The 21,972-nt window shown below is 55.6% G+C and carries 20 protein-coding genes; 7 read left to right on the top strand and 13 right to left on the bottom strand.

Going from position 1 to position 21,972, the window contains the following annotated elements; all coding sequences use genetic code 11:
• Nucleotides 1–223 precede the first annotated feature (223 nt).
• Nucleotides 224–1,354 carry an ROK family transcriptional regulator gene (locus RAC90_RS16060; protein WP_033738268.1) on the top strand — a complete coding sequence of 377 codons (1,131 nt, stop codon included), beginning with the start codon at nt 224–226 and terminating at the stop codon, nt 1,352–1,354.
• A 73-nt stretch (nt 1,355–1,427) separates the two neighbouring features.
• Here RAC90_RS16060 and gorA read toward each other — a convergent pair whose 3' ends face one another.
• Complete coding sequence (gorA, locus tag RAC90_RS16055; RefSeq protein WP_033738266.1) at nt 1,428–2,780, bottom strand: glutathione-disulfide reductase; 1,353 nt, start codon at nt 2,778–2,780, stop codon at nt 1,428–1,430.
• A gap of 124 nt (nt 2,781–2,904) precedes the next feature.
• Between gorA and rnz the strand changes: the two genes are divergently transcribed.
• Nucleotides 2,905–3,816 (top strand): ribonuclease Z, encoded by a 912-nt coding sequence (gene rnz, locus RAC90_RS16050; protein ID WP_033738264.1) that lies wholly within the window; start codon nt 2,905–2,907, stop codon nt 3,814–3,816.
• A gap of 3 nt (nt 3,817–3,819) precedes the next feature.
• Here rnz and RAC90_RS16045 read toward each other — a convergent pair whose 3' ends face one another.
• Together RAC90_RS16045 and RAC90_RS16040 are read right to left on the bottom strand one after the other, a co-directional pair.
• The gene (locus tag RAC90_RS16045) at nt 3,820–4,635 is read right to left on the bottom strand and encodes a CPBP family intramembrane glutamic endopeptidase (protein ID WP_133745840.1); all 816 of its coding nucleotides are present in this window, start codon (nt 4,633–4,635) and stop codon (nt 3,820–3,822) included.
• A 61-nt stretch (nt 4,636–4,696) separates the two neighbouring features.
• Nucleotides 4,697–5,539 carry a 23S rRNA (adenine(2030)-N(6))-methyltransferase RlmJ gene (locus RAC90_RS16040; protein ID WP_006121111.1) on the bottom strand — a complete coding sequence of 281 codons (843 nt, stop codon included), beginning with the start codon at nt 5,537–5,539 and terminating at the stop codon, nt 4,697–4,699.
• 321 nt (nt 5,540–5,860) lie between these two features.
• Between RAC90_RS16040 and prlC the strand changes: the two genes are divergently transcribed.
• On the top strand, nt 5,861–7,903 hold the full coding sequence (gene prlC, locus RAC90_RS16035; protein WP_054632922.1) for an oligopeptidase A: 2,043 nt from the start codon (nt 5,861–5,863) through the stop codon (nt 7,901–7,903).
• A gap of 7 nt (nt 7,904–7,910) precedes the next feature.
• Nucleotides 7,911–8,663, top strand: a complete 753-nt coding sequence (rsmJ, locus tag RAC90_RS16030) for a 16S rRNA (guanine(1516)-N(2))-methyltransferase RsmJ (RefSeq protein ID WP_033738260.1) — start codon at nt 7,911–7,913, stop codon at nt 8,661–8,663.
• 64 nt (nt 8,664–8,727) lie between these two features.
• Here the strand turns inward: rsmJ and uspA are convergent, their stop codons facing one another.
• Entirely contained in the window at nt 8,728–9,165 is a 438-nt protein-coding gene (uspA, locus tag RAC90_RS16025) for a universal stress protein UspA (protein WP_006121100.1), read from the bottom strand.
• 424 nt (nt 9,166–9,589) lie between these two features.
• Between uspA and uspB the strand changes: the two genes are divergently transcribed.
• Nucleotides 9,590–9,925, top strand: a complete 336-nt coding sequence (uspB, locus tag RAC90_RS16020; protein ID WP_006121097.1) for a universal stress protein UspB — start codon at nt 9,590–9,592, stop codon at nt 9,923–9,925.
• A 36-nt stretch (nt 9,926–9,961) separates the two neighbouring features.
• Here the strand turns inward: uspB and pitA are convergent, their stop codons facing one another.
• Complete coding sequence (gene pitA, locus RAC90_RS16015) at nt 9,962–11,464, bottom strand: inorganic phosphate transporter PitA (protein ID WP_039342786.1); 1,503 nt, start codon at nt 11,462–11,464, stop codon at nt 9,962–9,964.
• A 241-nt stretch (nt 11,465–11,705) separates the two neighbouring features.
• On the opposite strand from pitA, the gene RAC90_RS16010 reads away from it, so the two are divergent.
• Nucleotides 11,706–12,890 carry an NAD(P)/FAD-dependent oxidoreductase gene (locus RAC90_RS16010; protein WP_375124556.1) on the top strand — a complete coding sequence of 395 codons (1,185 nt, stop codon included), beginning with the start codon at nt 11,706–11,708 and terminating at the stop codon, nt 12,888–12,890.
• Between the two features lie 24 nt (nt 12,891–12,914).
• Here the strand turns inward: RAC90_RS16010 and RAC90_RS16005 are convergent, their stop codons facing one another.
• From RAC90_RS16005 to RAC90_RS15970, 8 genes are all read right to left on the bottom strand, one after another.
• Entirely contained in the window at nt 12,915–14,165 is a 1,251-nt protein-coding gene (locus tag RAC90_RS16005) for a D-amino acid dehydrogenase (protein ID WP_039342784.1), read from the bottom strand.
• 71 nt (nt 14,166–14,236) lie between these two features.
• A complete protein-coding gene (locus RAC90_RS16000; RefSeq protein WP_110268708.1) occupies nt 14,237–15,187 on the bottom strand; it encodes an oligopeptide/dipeptide ABC transporter ATP-binding protein in 951 nt (316 codons plus the stop codon).
• Nucleotides 15,180–16,166, bottom strand: coding sequence for an ABC transporter ATP-binding protein (locus tag RAC90_RS15995; RefSeq protein ID WP_058701451.1), 987 nt, complete (start codon nt 16,164–16,166; stop codon nt 15,180–15,182). The genes RAC90_RS16000 and RAC90_RS15995 overlap by 8 nt, the downstream gene beginning before the upstream one ends.
• A complete protein-coding gene (ddpC, locus tag RAC90_RS15990) occupies nt 16,166–17,059 on the bottom strand; it encodes a D,D-dipeptide ABC transporter permease (protein WP_006121090.1) in 894 nt (297 codons plus the stop codon). Before ddpC ends, RAC90_RS15995 begins: the two co-directional genes overlap by 1 nt.
• A 3-nt stretch (nt 17,060–17,062) precedes the next feature.
• Nucleotides 17,063–18,079 carry an ABC transporter permease gene (locus tag RAC90_RS15985; RefSeq protein ID WP_054632925.1) on the bottom strand — a complete coding sequence of 339 codons (1,017 nt, stop codon included), beginning with the start codon at nt 18,077–18,079 and terminating at the stop codon, nt 17,063–17,065.
• 54 nt (nt 18,080–18,133) lie between these two features.
• Entirely contained in the window at nt 18,134–19,699 is a 1,566-nt protein-coding gene (locus RAC90_RS15980) for an ABC transporter substrate-binding protein (protein WP_375124542.1), read from the bottom strand.
• The gene (gene ddpX / locus RAC90_RS15975) at nt 19,696–20,280 is read right to left on the bottom strand and encodes a D-alanyl-D-alanine dipeptidase (RefSeq protein ID WP_039342773.1); all 585 of its coding nucleotides are present in this window, start codon (nt 20,278–20,280) and stop codon (nt 19,696–19,698) included. The genes RAC90_RS15980 and ddpX overlap by 4 nt, the downstream gene beginning before the upstream one ends.
• An 18-nt stretch (nt 20,281–20,298) precedes the next feature.
• Nucleotides 20,299–21,165: a MurR/RpiR family transcriptional regulator gene (locus RAC90_RS15970; protein ID WP_172913582.1), complete on the bottom strand. Its 867-nt coding sequence runs from the start codon at nt 21,163–21,165 to the stop codon at nt 20,299–20,301.
• Between the two features lie 609 nt (nt 21,166–21,774).
• Here RAC90_RS15970 and RAC90_RS15965 point away from each other — a divergent pair.
• Nucleotides 21,775–21,972 (top strand): hypothetical protein, encoded by a 198-nt coding sequence (locus tag RAC90_RS15965; protein WP_033738245.1) that lies wholly within the window; start codon nt 21,775–21,777, stop codon nt 21,970–21,972.

Genomic DNA, 21,972 nt, shown 5'->3' with positions numbered 1-21,972 from the left:
CGGGAAACGCTGATTTAATATAATGCTTTACGCATGAAATTAGAGTGTCGGCCTGTTTTGTGTCAGTATTATGATGATTTGGTGATGCGATTTTTTTTAGGAATATCGTCCTGAATCAGCATGTTCACACAGCACGTAAAGGTCAGGCGCATGACTATTCGGAATGCATAAAAGCGTGCTAGGGTGTAACAGAACCTGTCATTAAAACGGTGAGGATAACGTGGTGGTTCATGGATATTCAGGTCGTGATGAAGTCGAACTTAATCGCAGTGAAAAACTTATTCTTGAGCTTGTTCGCCGCAATCACGGCATTTCCCGCTCCTCGCTGGTTTCACAAACGATTCTGAATCAGTCATCGGTTCACCGTATTGTTGATACACTGACCGAAAACGGTTTTCTCAGCCTGGGGGAATCGCCCTCACAGGGAAGGGGTAAGCCCAGCCCGTCGTTATCCCTGAATCCGGACGCACGTTACAGTTACGGTATTTCCATTAACTCTGACAGCGTGGCGGCAAGCCTGATTAATTTCCGCGGCGATATTATCGAATACTGCGTGCTGGACACGCTGCCCGGCAATCCTGCCCGAACGCTGCTGGATCTCAAACGCCATTATCTGGATACCTTAAAACATATTGGTATTTCGTCAGAAAAAGTGTGTGGCGTCGGATACAGCATGGCGGGCTTTCTGTATGACGCCCGGAAATATTTTAATCCGCCAGAACCGCTGAAAAACTGGATGGGCATTGATCTGCGCCGTGAAATTATGACGCTGTTTGACCGGCCCGTCTGGATTGAAAATAACGCCACGACGGCCGCGCATGCAGAAGCTTTTTTGGGCGCGGGCCTGCACTACGAGACCTTCGGCTACCTCTCTTTTAATTACGGCTTTGGTGGCGGCATTGTCATTAACGGCAAACCGTTTCAGGGCGCTTTTGGTAATGCGGGCGAGATCAGCCGGATTTTTTCGCCGGAAGAGGGCAAACTGCGTCCTGCGCTGGGGATCTTAATTGATCGACTGCGCAACGGCGGTATTGAAATTCACAACATTCGCGATCTGAATAATAAATTCGATCCGGACTGGCCCATTGCCCGGCAATGGGTCAACGAAGTCACGCCCAATTTACATCGGGCCATGGATGCCCTGAATGCCGTTATCGATCCCGGTGCCATTATTTTAGGCGGCGAATTGCCCCGTAAGCTGGGCGAAATGTTTTTAGCCATGCCCCGGGTCAGTTCGGGCAAACGCTGGAATATTTCGGCGGAGTATCCGGATATTCTGCTGAGCACTATTGAGGGCGACAGCTCGGCACTCGGTGCGGCGTTGACGCCGCTGCGGGAAACCTATTTCAACTGATAAATCGCTCACTGGCGCGAAGGCCAGCGAGCGGTGGTCTCTCTGCTGTCTGTCGGCAGCAGAGAGGAACGGGCTAGCGCATGGTGACAAACTCTTCCGCCGCCGTCGGGTGAATCGCCACGGTATTATCAAAGTCTTTTTTGGTCGCGCCCATTTTTAACGCGACCGCAAAGCCCTGCAGCATTTCGTCCATACCACTGCCAATGCCATGAATGCCGACGATTTTTTCCTCCGGACCGACGCAGACGAGTTTCATGCGGCACGGCTGGCGATGCTGCGTGACGGCGGTGTACATCGCGGTAAAGGCGGACTTGTAGACTTTCACCTGGTCATCACCGTACTGTTCGCGCGCCTGCGGCTCTGTCAGGCCCACCGTGCCGATGGGGGGATGGCTGAACACCACAGTCGGGATATTGCGGTAGTCCAGATGCTCATCCGGTTTGTTATTGAACAAACGCTCTGACAGGCGACGGCCCGCCGCGACGGCGACCGGCGTCAGTTCGACGGCACCGGTGTTATCGCCGACGGCATAAACGCCAGGCACGTTGGTGTTCTGGAATTTATCGACCTTGATGTAGCCTTTCTCGTCCAGCGCCACACCCGCTGCCTGAATATTCAGGCCGTCGGTTTCAGGAACGCGTCCAATCGCCCAGACCAGGCAATCAACCGTGTATTCACTGCCGTCTTCCAGCTGCAGCGTCAGGCTGCCATCGGCATTTTTTACTACCGCTTTTGGCGTCGCCTGCGTATGCAGCGTTGGGCCTTCCGCGTTCATCACCTCAACCAGCGTATCCGTAATTAGCGGATCAAAATTGCGTAGTGGCGCATGTTTGCGAACAAACAGATGGGTTTCTGAACCTAATGCGTTTACCACGCCCGCCAGCTCAACGGCGATATAGCCCGCGCCGACCACGGCGGTACGTTTTGGCAGGGCATCCAGCTCAAAGAAGCCGTCAGAATCAATCCCGTATTCCGCGCCGGGAATGTCGGGATGACTCGGGCGTCCGCCCGTAGCAATCAAAATATGATCGGCGGTGATCGTTTCGCCATTCACCTCAACGGTATGGGCATCAATAAAACGGGCAAAACCGTGGATCACATCGACCTTATTTTTCCCCAGAACATTGTCGTATGATTGGTGAATACGATCGATATAGGCGCTACGGTTTTTCACCAGCGTGCCCCAGTCAAAGCGATTAACGGTGGTATCAAAACCATAATCCGGCCCGTAAAGATGAATGGCCTCGGCAATTTGTGCGGCGTGCCACATTACTTTTTTCGGCACGCAGCCGACGTTGACACAGGTTCCGCCCAGCGCTTTGGCTTCAATCAGGGCGCACGTCTGGCCATAGCTTGCTGCACGGTTAATTGAAGCGATACCGCCGCTGCCGCCGCCGATGGCGAGATAGTCATAATGTCGGGTCATGGAAGTTTCATCCGGTTACTGGGAAAGTGATAGAGAGTGTAACGCCGCAGGGTACGGCGTCGCAAAAATTGCGCCTATGATTGTAACAGGCCTTATCGTTTCATTATTTACAGGGAAGCATAGCATGTACCTGACTTTTCTTGGCACCGGCGGGGGCGCGCCGAGTCTGCAACGCAATGTCACTGCCATCGCATTTACCCGCGACAAAAGCGGCGCCACCTGGCTGTTTGACTGCGGTGAGGGCACGCAACTCCAGTTTATGCGCTCAGACCTGAAGCCTGGCAAACTCGATAAAATCTTTATCACCCATCTTCATGGCGACCATATTTTTGGGTTGCCGGGCCTGCTTACCAGTCGCTCGATGGCGGGGTTAACCACGCCAATGACGGTTTACGGTCCAGCAGGGCTGAAAGCCTTCGTTGAAACGGCACTGTCGCTGTCCAGCTCGTATACCGATTACCCGCTGGAGATCGTCGAGATCGCCGCGGGTGAGGTACTGGATGATGGCGAATTTCGCGTGACCGCCTGGCCGATGAATCACACCATTGCCTGCTTTGGCTATCGCATTGAGCAGCATGACAAACCCGGTTTTCTGGATGCGCCTCGCCTGAAAGCAGAGGGCGTACCGCGCGGACCCTGGTATCAGCAGTTAAAGCAGGGCGACACGATTACGCTGGAAGACGGGCGTACCGTTAACGGCGCTGAGTATCTTGGGCCGCCAGTGAAAGGCAAAACGCTGGCCATTTTTGGTGATACTGCGCCCACTGACGTCGCGCTACAGCTGGCGGCGGACGTTGATGTGATGGTGCATGAAACCACGCTGGAAGAGGCGCTGGCTGAAAAAGCCAACGGGCGCGGTCACTCTACTACCTTACAGGCTGCGACGGTGGCAAAGCAGGCCGGAGCAAAGCGCCTGATTGCCACCCATTTTAGTTCGCGTTACCTCGCCCGGGACATGGCGCGCCTGCTGGCAGAATGCCAGCGCATTTTCCCTGACACCGAGATGGCGCACGACCTGGCGGTCTTCACGCTGTAGGGATCAGTGCGCCAGCGCAGGGTAGGTAAAGAACAGCAGGTGGGCCATGTTGAGTGCAAAATGGAACGCGGTCGCCAGCCACAGGCGGCCGCTCCAGTGCCAGACCAGGCCATAAATCAGTCCGGCCAGCGCGGCAAAGATCATCAGCAGCACCCCGCCAGATGCATGGGCCAGACCAAACAGCAGTGCCGTTACCAGCAGGGCGATCACGCCGCCCCATTTCTGGCGCAGGCGCTGCTGGAGATAACCCCGGAAAAACGCCTCTTCGGCCAGTGAGACAAAAAACAGATTGGCCAGCGCAAACGCCCCCAGCCAGTCCGGAAGGTGCGTTTCGACGGCAAGGCCGCCCAGCAACACGGCGCTGCCCAACAGCAGCGGCACGGCGGCGACAGGCGCGAGCCACCAGGCCGGCGAGCGCGGCGGATGCGCCTCTGCGTTGAACAGCGTCGGCAGACAGGCCAGCAGCAGAAAAGGAATCAGCGCTTTATCGAAATTAAAGGAAAATGAGAAGGGCACGCTGCGGGCACCGACCTTAACCGCCTCGACCTGCAGGGGATTATTGAATCCCGGAATAAGGTGCAGCATCAGCGCCAGCGCAATCAACACCAGAAGGGCTTCGCTGACGATCTGCCATCGCCGACTCCGGCGATCGTAGATACGAAACGCGACCAGGGCAGCGACAGCCGCAAACACAAAGGTAACGGGCCAGTCGAGGACGTTATGATAAACGCCCAGCGCCGTTGCCAGCGCGAGCAATAACAGAGAGAGGCGTTTCGCCGGTTGCAGGGCGGCCAGCGCGCCCGCCAGGATGATCCACATAAAAATGACCTACGTTCAACGCCGCCGTGCTGTGCGCGGCGACGTTAAGCTGGGAAAGGAATTATTCAGGTACGATTTGGTTAACGCTGAAATGGCCTGTGCCGGTTGGCACCAGCTTCTGATGCAGCCACGGCAACAGCGTGTTCATCTGATCGGCCAGCTTCCACGGGGGATTGATGACAATCATGCCGGACGCGGTCATGCCACGCTGATCGCTATCGGGGCGCACGGCCAGCTCAATCTGCAGGATATTACGGATGCCCGTGGCCTCCAGCTCGCGCAGCATATGTTTGATTTGCTGACGCAAGACGACCGGGTACCACAGCGCATAAATACCGGTACCGAAACGTTTGTGACCTTCCTGAATGCCTTTTACGACGGCCTGGTAATCACTTTTCATTTCGTAAGGCGGATCAATCAGTATCAGTCCACGACGTGACAGCGGTGGCAGCTTCGCTTTTAGCTGCTGATAGCCATCGGCCCTTTCAACGCGCGCGCGACTGTCTTTGCTGAACTCGGTACGCAGCAGCGGATAATCGCTGGAATGCAGCTCGGTCAGCTGAATCTTATCTTCAGGGCGCAGCAGATGGCGGGCGATTAGCGGAGAGCCGGGATAGTAGCGCAGCGTGCCGTTACGGTTCAGGGCATGAATCGCATCGAAATAGGGTTGCAGCAGGGCGGGCGCGTCCGGTTGTTGCCAGATGCGTCCGATGCCTTCCAGATATTCACCCGTGCGCTCTGCGTGCTCGCCGCTGAGTTGATAACGTCCTGCACCGGCGTGCGTATCCAGATAGAGAAACGGTTTTTCTTTCTCTTTTAACGCAGTGATGATGAGGCTCTGTACGGTGTGCTTAAGCACGTCGGCATGGTTGCCAGCGTGAAAACTGTGGCGATAACTCAACATAAAAAAGGGTATGTCCGCGGTTGAAGCTAAAAATAATCAAGTTGGCCCGATTATAACGACAGATAAGAATAATTGCTGGCATTTCGCGCACGGCAGCGGGCCTCTGGCCCTGGATTACAGGGTAAACCTTCTGCGCCATCGGTGTGTTAGCCTGTTTTATCCTCTGCTATGGTTAATCCAAACGCCGGCGGAAGGCCAGCCTGGCGCTATTCTGCTATTCATGACCGGTTACACCATTGATTTTCAGCATTCCAGACCGCATGTTAATAAGATTGCGTTGCGCGATTCATCGCGCCCCACACATTGTTAAAGGACTGCGCTATGACTAATCCGTTACTCACCTCGTTCACGCTTCCCCCGTTTTCGGCGATTAAGCCTGAGCACGTGGTGCCTGCCGTGACCGACGTTTTAAATGAATGCCGGGCGATGGTGGAAAAAGTGGTAGCGCACGGCGCACCTTACACCTGGGATAATCTTGTCCAGCCGCTGGCAGAAGCCGACGATCGCCTGAGCCGTATTTTTTCGCCGGTCAGCCATCTGAACTCGGTTAAAAACAGCCCGGAACTGCGTGAAGCCTACGAGCAAACGCTGCCGCTGCTGTCTGAGTACAGTACCTGGGTTGGTCAGCACGAAGGGCTCTATCAGGCTTACCGGGATTTAAAGGAAGGCAGTCATTACCGCACGCTGGATCAGGCGCAGCAGAAAGCCGTCGATAACGCCCTGCGTGACTTTGAGCTGTCCGGGATTGGTCTGGAAAAAGACAAGCAGCAGCGCTATGGCGAAATTGCCGCGCGTTTGTCTGAGCTGGGCTCTGCCTACAGTAACAACGTGCTGGATGCCACGATGGGCTGGAGCAAGCTGATCACTGACGAAAGCGAACTGTCGGGCATGCCGGAGAGCGCACTGGCCGCAGCGAAAGCGCAGGCTGAAGCCAAAGGTCAGGAAGGCTGGTTGCTGACGCTGGATATTCCCAGCTACCTGCCGGTGATGACCTACTGTGATAACGCCGCGTTGCGTGAAGAAATGTACCGTGCTTATTCCACCCGCGCCTCCGATCAAGGCCCTAATGCGGGCAAATGGGATAACGGCCCGATTATGGCCGAGGAGCTGGCTCTGCGCCACGAACTGGCTCAGTTGCTGGGTTTCGACTCCTTCGCGGATAAATCGCTGGCAACCAAAATGGCGCAAAGCCCTGCTCAGGTGATCGATTTCCTGAACGATCTGGCCGACCGCGCACGTCCACAGGGCGAGAAAGAGCTGGCGCAACTGCGTGCTTTCGCGAAGAAAGAGTACGGCGTGGAGACCATGAATCCCTGGGATCTGACCTACTATGGCGAAAAACAGAAACAGCACCTCTACACCATTAGTGATGAGCAACTGCGTCCTTACTTCCCGGAATCCCGTGCGGTGTCTGGCCTGTTTGAAGTCGTCAAACGCATCTATGGCATCACCGCCAAAGAGCGGACGGATGTGGATGTTTATCACCCGGATGTGCGTTTCTTCGATCTGTTTGATGAAAGTGGCGAGCTGCGCGGCAGCTTCTACCTTGACCTGTATGCGCGTGAGCATAAGCGTGGCGGCGCGTGGATGGATGACTGCGTTGGGCAGATGCGTAAAGCCGATGGCAGCCTGCAAAAACCGGTCGCTTACCTGACCTGTAACTTTAACCGTCCCGTCAGTGGTAAACCGGCGCTGTTCACGCACGACGAAGTGATCACCCTGTTCCATGAGTTTGGTCACGGCCTGCACCATATGCTGACCCGCGTTGAGGCGGCTGGCGTGTCAGGCATTAACGGTGTGCCATGGGATGCGGTGGAACTGCCAAGTCAGTTCATGGAGAACTGGTGCTGGGAGCCGGAGGCGCTGGCGTTTATTTCCGGGCACTACGAAACCGGCGAGCCACTGCCTGAAGACCTGCTGAATAAGATGCTGGCAGCGAAAAATTACCAGGCGGCGTTGTTCATCCTGCGCCAGCTGGAGTTCGGTCTGTTCGATTTCCGTCTGCATACTGAATTCAACCCAGAAAAAGGCGCACAGATCCTGGAGACGCTGCGCGAAGTGAAAAGCAAAGTCGCCGTGGTCCCCAGCCCGGAATGGGGCCGCTTCCCGCATGCGTTCAGCCATATCTTCGCGGGCGGATACGCAGCGGGTTATTACAGCTATCTGTGGGCCGATGTACTGGCGGCGGATGCGTATTCACGTTTTGAAGAAGAGGGCATTTTTAACCGCGAAACCGGTCAGTCCTTCCTCGACAACATTCTGACGCGCGGCGGTTCGGAAGAACCGATGGAGCTGTTTAAACGCTTCCGTGGCCGTGAGCCTCAGCTGGATGCCATGCTGGAACACTACGGTATTCAGGGATAAGCCGTACGTGAAAATTTGTTTGTTTGATGAAACAGGCGCCGGTGACGGCGCCTTATCTGTTTTGGCCGAACGCTGGCAACTGACGCATTGTGACGATGCGGTGCTGGCGCTGGTAAAGACCGCAACGCATCTTGAACTGCGTAAGCGGGATGAGCCTAAACTGGGCGGCATCTTCGTGGATTTTGTTTCCGGTGCCATGGCGCATCGCCGGCGTTTTGGCGGTGGCCGTGGCGAAGCGGTAGCAAAAGCGGTCGGCATTAAAGGCAGTTACCTGCCCGATGTGGTGGATGCGACCGCCGGGTTAGGGCGCGATGCGTTTGTGCTGGCGGCCTTAGGCTGTCGGGTGCGCATGCTGGAACGGCATCCCGTGGTGGCGGCGCTGCTGGAAGACGGGCTGGCGCGTGGCTATCAGGATGCGGAAATTGGTGGCTGGCTGCGTGAGCGTCTTTCACTGATTCATGCCTCCAGTATTCAGGCACTCACCGATATTGCGCCACCGCCAGATGTGGTTTATCTCGATCCTATGTATCCCCATCGACAAAAAAGCGCCATGGTGAAAAAAGAGATGCGGGTGTTTCAGTCATTAGTCGGCGCGGATGAGGATGCGGATGCCTTGCTGGAACCGGCACGCCGTCTGGCAAAGAAGCGTATCGTGGTGAAACGTCCTGATTATGCGCCACCGCTGGCCGGTGTCGTGACGCAGTCTGCGGTGGTCACGAAAAGCCACCGCTTCGATATCTATCCGCCGCTCGCGGAGTAGTCATGTCAAGCCGGTCGGCGACGACGTTCCTTCACGTCAACCGCCCCGGCTTTTTTCGTGCGGGTTATTCGTCATCCTCGTCGCGCAGTGGCACGATCAACATGTCGATATGCACGGTGTTGATCAACTGACGCGCTGATGACATCAGCTTGCTCCAGAAGTCCTGATGATGACCGCACACCACCATGTCCACGTCGTATTTTTTAATCGCATCGACCAGCACCTGGCCCAGATCGCCACTGCCGCTCAGGGTTTCGGTGATGGGATAGCCCGCTGCATCTGACAGATTTTTCAGCGCCAGATGGGTTTCTTCAGAAATCCGCTTTTGCATATCGCCCAGGTTGACGTCAATCAGGCCGGTGTACAGATCAGAGTAATTCACATCGACATGAATCAGCGAAATTTTGGCGTCGTAAGGGCGCGCGAGCGAGACAGCTTTATCCACTAATAACTGACTTTCTGGCGAAAGATCGACTGCAATCAGGATATGTTTATAAGCCATGATATAACTCCTTCCACGAGATTCAGAATGGCAGCGGTTTCCAGACGCGTCACAGCTGCGAAATCCATTGCGCGAACGGGCGATGAGCGCCACCAAAATGGGTAACCTGCAATACAGGCAATGCTGTTGTTATACCTGAAAGTATAGCCCTGTGTGTTAACAAATGCTTCTGAAGCCGTCTGGCTTGTGAATAAGATCAATGATGAATGATTTTTACTCGTATAAAACGAAAATCCTCGCTGGTAAAAAATTGAACATTTCTCCTAAACTAAAAAAAGCAGCCTTGATCACATGGCTGTTACTTTTCTGATGATTCAAAAATAAAACTACAAATCGCTTAACGGGGTTGTTGGCAAATTCTGCAGGGACTGTTCAGCACGGTGCGCGTTCTGCACTGTTCTGCGGTGCCGGTAAGGAGGGTGACATGATCAGCACTATCGCGCTTTTTTGGGCTCTTTGTGTGGTATGCCTTGTAAATATGGCGCGCTATTTCTCTTCGTTGCGTGCGCTGCTGGTGGTTCTCCGGGGTTGCGATCCCCTCTTATACCAATATGTTGACGGCGCGGGTTTTTTCACCTCCCATGGTCAGCCTGGCAAGCAGGTGCGGCTGGTCCGCTATATCTGGGCAAGGCGCTATCTTGATCATCATGATGACGAATTTATTCGCCGGTGTGAGCGGGTAAGAGGCTTGTTTTTGTTGACCAGTTCGCTGTGCGGATTAGTCATTATCAGTTTGATCGCCCTGGCTATCTGGCATTAAAAAGGGCGACCGAAGTCGCCCTGATGTGCTGCTTACTCAGATGAGCTTCAGCGCTATCCAGTAGAGTGAACCTGATAACAAAATACAGACCGGCAGGGTGAAAACCCAGGCCATGGCGATGTTTTTGATCGTTTTACTCTGCAGTCCGCCACCGTCGACCAGCATGGTGCCGGCCACGGAAGACGAGAGGATGTGGGTCGTGGAAACCGGCATGCCGGTGTAGCTGGCAATCCCTATGGACACTGCGGCAGTAACCTGCGCCGACATGCCCTGCGCATACGTCATGCCTTTTTTACCGATTTTCTCACCGATGGTGGTGGCCACACGGCGCCAGCCAATCATCGTGCCGATTCCCAATGCCAGTGCGACCGCCATGATAATCCACACCGGGGCGTACTCAATGGTGTTCAGCAGGTCGCCTTTGAGCTTGCCCAGGAAGCGTTTATCCTCTGGCGAGGTTTCCGGCAGCTTCGCCGCTTTATCGGCCGTATCGGAAATACACAACAAAAGGCGACGCATCTGGCTGCGTTGCTCAACCGACAAGTCGTTGTAGTTTTGCAGATTGTTCAGAAGCACCTGCGCACGCTGCACGGCCTGAAGCGCACGTGCACTGTCGCAGTGAAACTCTTTGGGACTGGTGGGTTCGACTTCTTCCGGCGTGGGCAGCTTAGGCGGTGCCATCTGGATAATATGGGTCAGTGATTCGCTGTGCTGCTGGTAATACTGTTCCAGGTGATTCACAGCATCGCGCGTTCGCGTGATGTCGTAACCCGACGCGTTCATATTGACCACAAAGCCCGCTGGCGCAACGCCAATCAGGACCAGCATAATCAGACCAATGCCTTTTTGCCCGTCGTTAGCACCATGTGAATAACTGACGCCAATGGCGGAGATAATCAGGGCGGTACGGGTCCAGAAAGGCGGTTTTTTCTTGCCGTCAATCTTCTCACGGTCAGCGGGCGTCATATGAATCCGTGCACGCTTTTTAGTGTTGCTCCAGTAACGGCGCAGAAGGAAAATCAGGCTGCCCGCAATCACCAGACCGACAATGGGGGAGAGAATGAGCGACAGGAAGATATTCAGCACTTTCGGAATGTTAAGCGCATCCACCACCGATGTCCCGCTCATTAACGCATTGGTCAGGCCAATACCGATAATCGCGCCGATCAGGGTGTGAGAACTGGAGGCCGGAAGCCCTAAATACCACGTTCCCAGGTTCCAGATAATCGCGGCCAGCAGCATGGAGAAGACCATAGCAAGACCGTGAGCGGAGCCAACATTGAGCAGCAGATCGGTCGGGAGCATATGCACGATGGCGTAAGCCACGCTTAATCCGCCGAGCAGCACGCCAAAGAAATTGAATACCCCAGCCATTAACACAGCAAGCTGAGCACGCATAGCGCGTGTATAGATGACCGTCGCAACCGCGTTGGCCGTATCATGGAAGCCGTTAATTGCTTCGTAAAACAATACAAACAGCAGAGCAAGAACCAGTAACAGGCCGGTGCTAAGATCGAGACCAGCAAACAGATGTAGCATAGACGTTACGCCATTTTGGAGGACATGAACGCGGCGCATTATCCGCGACAATATGTGGTCTGGGAAAGGAAAATATAGACCTGAACCGGCTTAAAAGTGTCAATTTTGTAAGCTTAAAGGCGTAAATTCCTTAAAAATTATAAAGTTACATTATGACATAATTGCGGCAATTTTTTGACACTGGCATCAACGCAGGCAGATCACTACAATCTGCCCCTCTTTTATCAGGTGGACAATGGCAGTGGAACAGTTTGACGTTATCGTGATTGGAGCAGGGGCCGCGGGGCTTTTTTGTGCCGCGCAGGCTGGACAGCGCGGTCGCCGCGTATTACTGCTGGATAACGGCAAAAAGCCGGGCCGCAAGATTTTAATGTCAGGCGGTGGGCGCTGCAATTTCACCAATCTCTATACCGAACCGGCCGCCTACCTGTCGAATAATCCCCATTTCTGTAAGTCAGCGCTGGCGCGTTATACCCAATGGGATTTTATCGATCTGGTGAATCGTCACGGCATTGCCTGGCACGAGAAAACGCTGGGGCAACTGTTTTGCGATGAGTCTGCGCAGCAGATGGTCGATCTCCTGCTTGCCGAGTGTGAAAAGGGGCGCGTGACCCTGCGTTTGCGCAGCGAAATCCTGAGTGTAACCCGCGATGAAGCGGGCTACGTCCTGCAACTCAACGGCAGCAGCGTACAGGCAGAGAAGCTGGTCATCGCCAGCGGCGGGCTTTCCATGCCGGGCCTGGGCGCGTCACCGTTTGGCTATAAAGTGGCCGAGCAGTTTGGGTTAACGGTGTTGCCAACCCGTGCCGCCCTGGTGCCCTTTACGCTGCATAAACCCCTGCTTGAACAACTGCAGACACTGTCCGGTGTGGCGCTGGACACGACCATCGAAGCGAAAGACGGCACCGTCTTCAAAGAGGCGATGCTGTTTACCCATCGTGGCCTGTCCGGCCCGGCGGTCTTGCAGATTTCCAGCTACTGGCAGCCGGGTGAGTTTATCTCGGTCAATCTCTCGCCTGCCACGCCGCTGGATGCGTTCCTCACGATTCAGCGTGACGCGCACCCGAATCTGAGTCTGAAAAACAGTCTGGCGAAAATTCTGCCTAAGCGCCTGGTCGAAATTTTACAGGAAATGCAGGTGGTGCCGGATGTCACGCTGAAGCAACTGAACAGCAAGCAGCAGTTAGCGCTGGTGCAGACGTTGCACAACTGGCAGGTGCAGCCCAACGGCACGGAGGGTTACCGTACCGCTGAAGTCACGCTGGGCGGTGTGGATACGACTCAGCTGTCCTCTAAAACAATGGAAGCACGTGACGTGCCGGGACTCTATTTTATCGGTGAAGTCGTTGACGTGACCGGCTGGCTGGGAGGCTATAATTTCCAGTGGGCCTGGAGCTCGGCCTGGGCTTGCGCGCAGGCCGTGTAACGAGCTTCGCCATCAGTGACGCGCTCAGGCATAGCGCGAAACCGCATAGTCTGCGTGCGCAATCTCGGGCTGTTTGCCTGAAATCACATCACTTAACAGTTGGCCGGATCCGCAGGCCATCGTCCAGCCCAGCGTGCCATGTCCGGTGTTCAGCCACAGGTTGGTGAAATGTGTATGACCGACAATCGGCGTGCCGTCAGGCGTCATCGGCCGTAATCCGGTCCAGAAAGTCGCCTGCTCAACGCGGCCGCCACGGGGATAAAGATCGTTTACCACCATCTCAAGCGTTTGCCGTCTCGCGGGCAGCAGGGTTTTGCTGTATCCCACGATTTCCGCCATACCGCCGACGCGGATGCGATTATCAAAACGCGTGATGGCAATTTTATAGGTTTCATCCAGTACCGTGGAAACCGGGGCACCGGCCTCATCGGCGAGGGGAATCGTCAGGGAATAGCCTTTCAGCGGATACACCGGAATGTACATCAGTGGTCGAAGCAACTGGGTAGAGTAAGCGCCAAATGCCATAACGTACCCGTCCGCCGTCAGCGTCTGATCGCCACAGACAATCCCGCTGATCCTGTCACCTTCGGTCAGTAGCGCATCCACCTGCGTGTTAAAGCGGAACGTGACGCCGGCATCGCGCGCCAGGGCGGCAAGTCGCTGGGTAAACAGCTGGCAATCGCCAGTCTCATCGTTAGGCAACCGTAAACCTCCCGTCAACTTGTGCTTGACGTCAGCCAGTGCAGGTTCGACGGTCGCCAGCTGGTCGGCTTCAAGCAGTTGATACGGCACGCCAGCCTCCTGCAGCACGGCAATATCACGCGCTGCGTTTTCAAACTGCTGTTCTGTGCGAAACAGCTGCAGGGTGCCGCCCTGGCGTCCTTCATATTCAATTCCTGTGCTGGCCCGCAGCGCACTGATACAGTCACGGCTGTACTCTGCCAGTCTGACCATCCTGGCTTTATTGACGGCATAGCTGTGAGGATTGCAGTTTTTCAGCATTTGCATCATCCAGGCCAGCTGGAAGCGAGATCCATCCGGCCGTACCGAAAGGGGCGCATGGCGCTGCACCATCCACTTCACCGCTTTAAGCGGCACGCCTGGTGCGGCCCAGGGCGCGGCGTAGCCAGGCGAGATCTGACCGGCGTTGGCGGCGCTGGTACCCAATGCCGGGCCCGCTTCACGTTCGATCACGGTGACCTGATGCCCTGCCTGCTGCAGATACCAGGCGGTGGTGACGCCCACCACGCCGCTGCCAAGCACAATGATTTTCATCGCAATGTCTTCCTGAAAGAGTGATCGTTAAAAGGTGGTCGCGTTGCGCCACCCGCTTGATGTGTTGTGAATCAGGCATGCATAAGGTTATGGGCCAGCCAGCACCTGACCGCCCGCCCGTCATCCTGAACGCGCAAAGGCTGAGGCGTGGCACAGCCACTTGTTGCCTGCGGACAGCGATCGCGAAAGAAACAGCCGGTTGGCAGGTGGCGGTTACCCGGTAGTTCGGTGTTGACGGGAGCCCCCTCCAGCGGCGCGCCAATACGTGGCACAGAGTCCATCAGCAATTGCGTATAGGGATGCTGAGGTGAATCGAGAACGTGCTGAGCCGCGCCCAGTTCGACAATCTGGCCCAGATACATGACCGCAACGCGATCGCTCATGTGACGGACGACCGAGACGTTGTGAGAGATCAGGATATACGTCAGATTGTACTGCTGTTGCAGTTCCACCAGCAGGTTCAGAATCTGCGCCTGAACAGAAATATCCAGTGCCGAGGTAGGTTCATCCAGCACAATGATGTCGGGTTGGGAGGACAGTGCCCGGGCGATGGCAATGCGTTGACGCTGACCGCCGGAAAACGCATGCGGTGGCCGGTCCAGGTATTCCGGGCGAATCCCCACCTGACGGGCCAGGGATTCGGCCAGGGCGCGTCGCGTTTTTTCTGACGCGCGTGACTGAATCCAGACCGGTTCGGTCATGATACGCCAGACCGGCAGGCGGGGATCCAGTGACGAGAGCGGATCCTGAAAGACCATTTGCATGCGACGTTCCCGGCCTCCGCCAGCGGCGGTGGCCAGGTCAAGCTGACCCGTTGTCGGACTCAGCATGCCCATCAACAGTTTCGCCAGGGTGCTTTTGCCGCAACCGGATTCACCGACAATGCCCAGCGTTTCGCCCTGTCTGACCTGGATATCCAGGCCATTCAGTGCATGAACCCGTTCCGTCACTTTGCCACGCCAGTTCTTCTTCGCAGGAAAGGCAACGTGTACGTTTTGTAGCGTGAGCAGAGCATCAGACATGGCGCGTCTCCTGTTGTGGATACCAGCAAGCCACCTGCTGGGCAGCGTTGCCCGTCGCCTGTAAACGTGGTGCGCGGGTGCAGCGTTCGCCTGCCGCGAAGCAGCGCTCGCGAAACGCACAGCCCGAGGGCAGGCAGGTCAGGTTGGGGACGGTGCCGGAAATGGACGCTAACGGGGCGCGTGGTTCGCTGGCATCGGGCGAGCAGGCAAGCAGGCCAATGGAATAGGGATGGCTCGGTGAATGCAGGACGGTTTCCGTCAGGCCGCTTTCAATGACTGCGCCGGCGTACATGACGTAAATCCGGTCGCACAACTGCGAAACCACCGCCATATCGTGGCTGATAAACAGCACCGCCGTGCCCGTTGCCTCCGCTTTTTGTTTTAACAGGCGCAGTACCTGACGCTGTACGGTGACATCCAGCGCGGTCGTGGGTTCATCGGCAATCAGCAGATCGGGTTCACAGGAAAAGGCCAGGGCGATCATGACGCGCTGACGCATACCGCCAGAAAGCTCGAAGGGATAGCGCGCCATCACGTTCTTTGCGTCCGCGATTTGCATATCGCCCAACAGCGCAAGCGCCCGTGCGTTGGCCTCACGGGCTGACACGGGACGATGTTGTCGAATGACATCCACCATCTGCTTGCCGATGCGGCGAGTGGGATTCAGGGCGGTCATGGGTTCCTGAAAGATCATGGCAACGCGATTGCCGCGCATTTTACGCATCGCGGCCTCACTGGCGGTCAGGACATTCTGTCCCGCCAGTTCCAGTTTGCCGCTTTTGATCTGATAGCTGTGTTCGGGAATCAGCCGCATCGCCAGCATGGCGGTGACCGATTTCCCCGAACCGGATTCCCCGACTACGCCGACAATTTCACCACGGTTAATGTGCATTGACACATTGTTCAGCACATTCACCTCGCCCTGATAGACCGGGAAACTGAGGCGTAAATCCTCAATCGTCAGGATTCTCTCTTGCATCAGTGACGTCCTCCTGCTTTCGGATCCAGCAGATCCTGAATCCCATCGCCAAACAAATTGAATCCAACGGCGGTGATTAAGATCGCCGCGCCGGGGAAGGTGCAGTACCACCACTGGTCCAGCACGTAGTTGCGCCCGTTCGCTACCATCGCGCCCCATTCAGCGGTCGGTTGCTGCGCGCCTAAGCCAATGAAGCCCAGCGTCGCGGCCATCAGAATGGCGCTGCCGATATCCAGTGAGGCCTGTACCACCAGCGGCGGCAGTGCATTACGCAGGATATGCCAGCTAATCAGATGCCAGCGCGAGGCACCAAAGGTTTTGGCGGCTTCGACAAAGGTATGCTGTCTGACAATCAACGTCTGACCGCGTGCCAGCCGGACGTAAAAAGGAATACGCACAATGGCGATGGCGAGCATGGCGTTAAACAGGCTCGGTCCCAGCGCCGCGGCCAGCGCCATGGTCAGCACCAGCGAAGGGATAGACAGCATGATGTCCATCAGGCGCATAATGAGCGCATCGCTGCGACCGCCCAGAACACCGGACAGACAGCCCAGTAATGAACCGCTGATGCCCGCCAGCAACACCACGGCCAGTCCGGCCGCGACAGACTGCTGGCTGCCGACCAACACGCGACTAAACAGATCCCGGCCCACTTCATCGGTGCCAAACCAGTGCGCAGCACTGGGCGGCTGAAGACGGTCGGTCAAACTGATGGCATTCGGATCGTGGGGCACCAGCCAGGGCGAGAACACCATCAATCCCAGCATCAGGACAATAATGGCGGCCCCCAGCAGGGTCAGTGGACTTTTACGCACCATCCAGAGGCGACGCTTCCAGACGAGAAGCGTGGGTTTCGCCTGACGTACAGCAGGCTGTTCTTGCGTCATCATCATGCGTTACGCTCCCCGACCCATGCGCGGGTCAATCCACAGATAAAGAAGATCCACAAACAGGTTGACCAGCACGTACGCAAAGGACACGACGATGGCAAAACCCATCACGGCGGGAAAATCGAGTGCCTGAATCGAGGACACCACGTACGCGCCCATACCGGGCCAGGCAAACACGGTTTCGGTCAGGACGGCACCATACAGCAGGTCACCCAGGGCCAGCCCCAGCACGGTCACAGAGGGGATCAGGGCGTTGGGCAGGGCATAGCGCACGACGATAGTAAACTTAGGCAGTCCGCTCGCCAGCGCGGTGCGAATATAGTCTTCGCTTAACTGTTCCAGCATGGCCGAGCGAATCTGACGCGCCACGATGCCCAGATGGACAAAGGCCAGCGTGGTGGCAGGCAAAATCAGATGCTGCAGGGCGTTCATAAAGACCTCAGTATTGCCTTCCAGCAAGGCATCAACCAGGTAGAAACCGGTGATGCGTGTGGGTGGATCAAGCCAGTCATCCAGGCGTCCGCCGCCGGGCAGCAGGTTCAACTTGCCATAAAACAGGACGATGGCACCCAGTCCCAGCCAGAACGCCGGGGTCGAAATACCGGTCAGCGCCAGCAGACGCACCAGATGATCAAGCCAGCGGTTGCGATAAACGGCAGAAAGCACGCCCAGCGGCACGCCGACCAGCAGCGCGATCAACAGCGCACAAAAGGCCAGCTCCAGCGTGGCGGGAAAGAATGCCCGCAAATCGTCTAACACCGGGCGGCCTGTGCGGATCGAGGTGCCCAGATCGCCATGCAAAAGTTGCTGTACATAACGGATAAATTGTTGCCACAGCGGTAAGTCCAGCCCTAACTGCTGGCGGATGTGTTGGACAATTTCATCACTGGCACGATCGCCGGCCAGCAGCCTGGCCGGATCCCCGGGAATAAGATGCGAAATAATAAACGTAATGACGCAGACGCCAGCGACCACCAACAGCAGTCCCCAGCTACGCTGTCTTAACAGACTCCAGTAACTCATCATGTCTTCCTCAGCAGGGCCAGGCAGGCCCTGCGTGAACGGGCGTGAAGGTTGTTATTCTTTATGCATGGTGGCGAGGTTAAAGATTTGCTCCAGCATCGGATTAAACACGTAGCCTTTAACCGACTTATTCATCGCAACCTGATAATTTTTCTGGAATAAATACACGTAAGCCGCATCGTTAATCACGATCTGCTCGGCCTGCTGGTAATCGCGGGTCCGTTCAGCCTGATTAGTCGTGGAAACCGCTTTCTTCAGCAGCGCATCGACCGCCGGATTGGAATAAAAAGATCGGTTGCCGGGCAGACCTTTTTTGTCTGATTCAAACCAGTAGTTCATGAACATGTAGGGATCGGCAAAATCCGGGCTCCAGTTGCCAATGGCAATGTCATAGTCCGCTTTACCGATACGCTCGCGCATGGTGGCGTTGGCCAGTTTTTCCAGCTTAACGTTGATGCCCAGCGTCTTCAGATTGGCCTGCATGGAAAGGGCAATCGGCTCCCAGTTTGGATCGTTGTCCGAATAGAGAAAGGACAAAGTCTGCGGTTTGCTGGGCAGTTTAGCCAGTTCAGCCCTGGCTTTATCCATGTTAAAGCTGTACTGCATGGCCTGAGGATCATAGCCCCACATGCCTTCCGGAATCGGACCGCGCATCTGTTTACCGTTGCCGCCCAGAATGCCCTGTACCATGCCCTGGTAGTCGGTCGCCCAGGAGATCGCTCTGCGTAAATCAGGCTGATTTAGCGGTGCTTTGCTGTTGTTCAGATAGAGGTAGGTCACACGCAGGGCGGGATAATCCATGACGGCAACGTCACCTTGCTTCTTCAGCGCGGCGAACTGGTCTACCGGTAACGCATCGGCAATATCGACATCGCCTTTTGCCAGCTGCAAACGACGAGCAGAGCTTTCGCTGATAATTTTCACGGAAACGCGCTTAAAGGCCGGTTTAGGCCCCGTAAAGTGCGGGTTAGGCACCAGCACCAGCTGCTGACCTTTCTGCCAGCGTTGCAGCATATAGGCACCGGATCCTGCGGTATGCTCGGCCAGATAGCCGCGCGCATCATCGGCGGCGTTCGCTTTCAGCACGGCAGGGTTAATAATGGACGCGCCGTCATTCGCGAGCGTATAAAGAAACGGTGCGAACGGGGTGTTCAGCGTGAAACGCACGGTATGCGGATCGACTACCTCGACTTTCATGTCGGCTGGAAAGGCTTCCGACGGGCCTTGTTTGATACGCATCAGACGCTCAAAAGAGAGCTTAACCGCCTCAGCATTCACGGGTGAGCCATCGGCAAACGCGGCATCCGGACGTAGCGTAAACGTCCAGACCTTGCCATCGTCACTACTCTGCCAGCTTTGAGCCAGATCGCCCTCGATCTCCGTGGTGCCTTTACCGTCTTCTGTTTTGTATTTGATCAGGCGCTGGTAGGCAGGATACGTAACGGTCCAGTCATTGTTATCAATCGTCACCGCCGGATCCAGCGTCTGCGGATCGGCCGCTTTCCCGATCACCAGCATGTCTTTCGGTACCGCAGCCAGCACGGATGTCGTCGTGGCCGCGAGGGTAATAGCAAGTAACAAAGGGCGAAAATAACGGGGTGCTGTGTGCGTCATTGTCATGGTAAAACTCCGTCAGTCTGGGCTGGGGATATGCAGGTGAAAACATCGTTAATCAGCGGATAACGGGCCGCTTCCGGTAACTCGAAATGCCACCATTCGGTCGCAATGCCAGTAAAGCCACCGCCAAACATCACGGCATTAAGCAGTAGCCTGTTGCGCTGAGCAGCCAGCGGCACGTCAGGATGGTAGGGGTGCGACAGCGCCTGCATTTCATCAAACCCGGTTCCCATATCCAGAATGTGCCCGTCAGCATCGATTAACGTGACATCAATCGCGGTGCCACGGCTGTGATTCGAGCCTTGCGATAAAGGCACGACGTAATTCTGATCAGGACAGGCGTGCCAAAGCAGCTCCTGCGCTTTTTGTGGGCGATAGGCGTCCAGCACCAGCAGCGTAAAACCCGCCACGCTGGCAATAGCAATACTTTTCTCCAGCGCGACGGCGGCATCGGGATGCAGCAGGCAGCGGGCTACGCTGTAGATGGGCTGGCCCGTGATGTTATCGGCGGTGGCATATTTCAGATCGATAGTCAGCGCCGGAAAGGCCACTGCGATATCGACCAGCTCTGTTTCCTGCATCATTCTGTAATCCCTGTTTTATCAATGTTCAAACTGACCAAATTCCTGCTGCAACAGTCGGTTTTGTGCCAGGCGCTGAGAAAGCGCGGGGCCAAGGCGTTCGACAACTGCAGACAGCAGAAGGTTGAAAAGGCAACTGATGGGGGCCAGCGAATCCCAAAAATTGGCGGTGTCCGTTTTTACCTGGAGTAAATCCACCGGATAATCCCGGGCCCACGGACACCAGATATCGGTAACCAGCGCCATCGACACGCCACGTGCGGTGGCGACCCGACAAAACTGTCTTGCTACGGTGGAATAGGCTCGCGTATCCGTAAGAATGACGTAAGGCTTTGACGACTCGGAGTTCAGCGACTCCAGCCAACTGCCCGAGCTGCCATCGGCATAGGTCACGCGCGGTCGCAGATATTCCAGATGACTGAAGAAGGTGTTCGCGATGCCCCGGGTGGACTGAATCCCCAACACGATGACGGTTTCGGCCTCGGCTATTTGCTGGCTGATATGGCGAAAGGTCTCCGTCTGCGCCAGCTGGTAGACATAGCGGATAGCCTCTAACTCCATTTGTAATGACTGACTGGCCGGATCCGGCAGCGTGCGTTGCTGCTCCCATGAATCAAGACGGTCAATCACGCCCCATTGCTTGTACGGCGTATTCGGCACATCGCGCAGCAGGTTTTTCACATCATCAAGATTTTTAAATCCCAGCTTGCGCAAATAACGCCCGACAGTAATTCCGCTGGTGCCGGTCGCCAGGGCAATGCTGTCCGCCGTTTCAAAGGGGATTTGTTCGGAATGGCTGAGCAGCCACGAACTTATCCGTTTTTCGCTGGGCGTTTGCTGGCTAATGGCAGCCTCGATTTTTTTCAGCAGTTCGGTGTGAGCGCTCATGTCGTCCTCAATGTTACCTGGCTGTCATTGCTCGCAATGTTGTTATTGAAGTAACAAGCACAATGCATGCCAGTTTGCCCTGGCCTGTTAAAAAACAGCCACGTCAGGTGATTATGTGCAGCGGAATGGTGGAGTTGATAGCCTGCCGAAAAATTAAGCGCAATCGAGGTGCAACGTAATTGAAACGTGCATCACACTAGTGCAACAAAATAACCCGGTTATGTGATCCAGACTGAAGAAACGATGTTTCTCTTTCCGCGTACGAGCAAGTGGCCGATCCTTTACGTCGGGGCCGGCAACAAGGTGCGTACGATGCACGGCGCTGTCGACCGCCGCGATGAGCTGCCATCAGGCGACAAAAGCGGTTTGTGCCCTGTCGTTTTATGGCGTGCATCGGGCAGACCGGATTGCGTTAAGAAGGGCATCATCGTCAGGGATGAATGAATGCGTTTCGCCATCTTTTATAAAGGGGGAGAGCAGAACGCGAAAAAATCAGCAACATTTACCGCTTCGTTAATCAGGCTTTTAAGAATGTTTACCGGCAATAAAATGGCAGCAAAGCCAATTCGGTCACATACTTGTGTTTTTTAACTCAGTAAGTGACCTGTCATGATCAGCTTTGTTCGTTCCTTGTTCGCCAGCCCGGATAAATTCCTCCAGATAATGAGCCGCCAGGACATAAACGACTCCATTGCCGATGGTGAGCGCATTATTATCGATGAAAACGGTAACGCCGCGGTCAATATCCTCAGTGAGGAAGTAAAGGAGGATTTCAACCGGCACGTCAATAGTTTAAAAGGAGTCTGA

This window comes from Pantoea sp. CS_6, from assembly GCF_041954745.1.
In the GTDB taxonomy this organism is placed as follows: domain Bacteria; phylum Pseudomonadota; class Gammaproteobacteria; order Enterobacterales; family Enterobacteriaceae; genus Pantoea; species Pantoea stewartii.
This window is presented reverse-complemented; position numbering and strand designations above follow the sequence as displayed.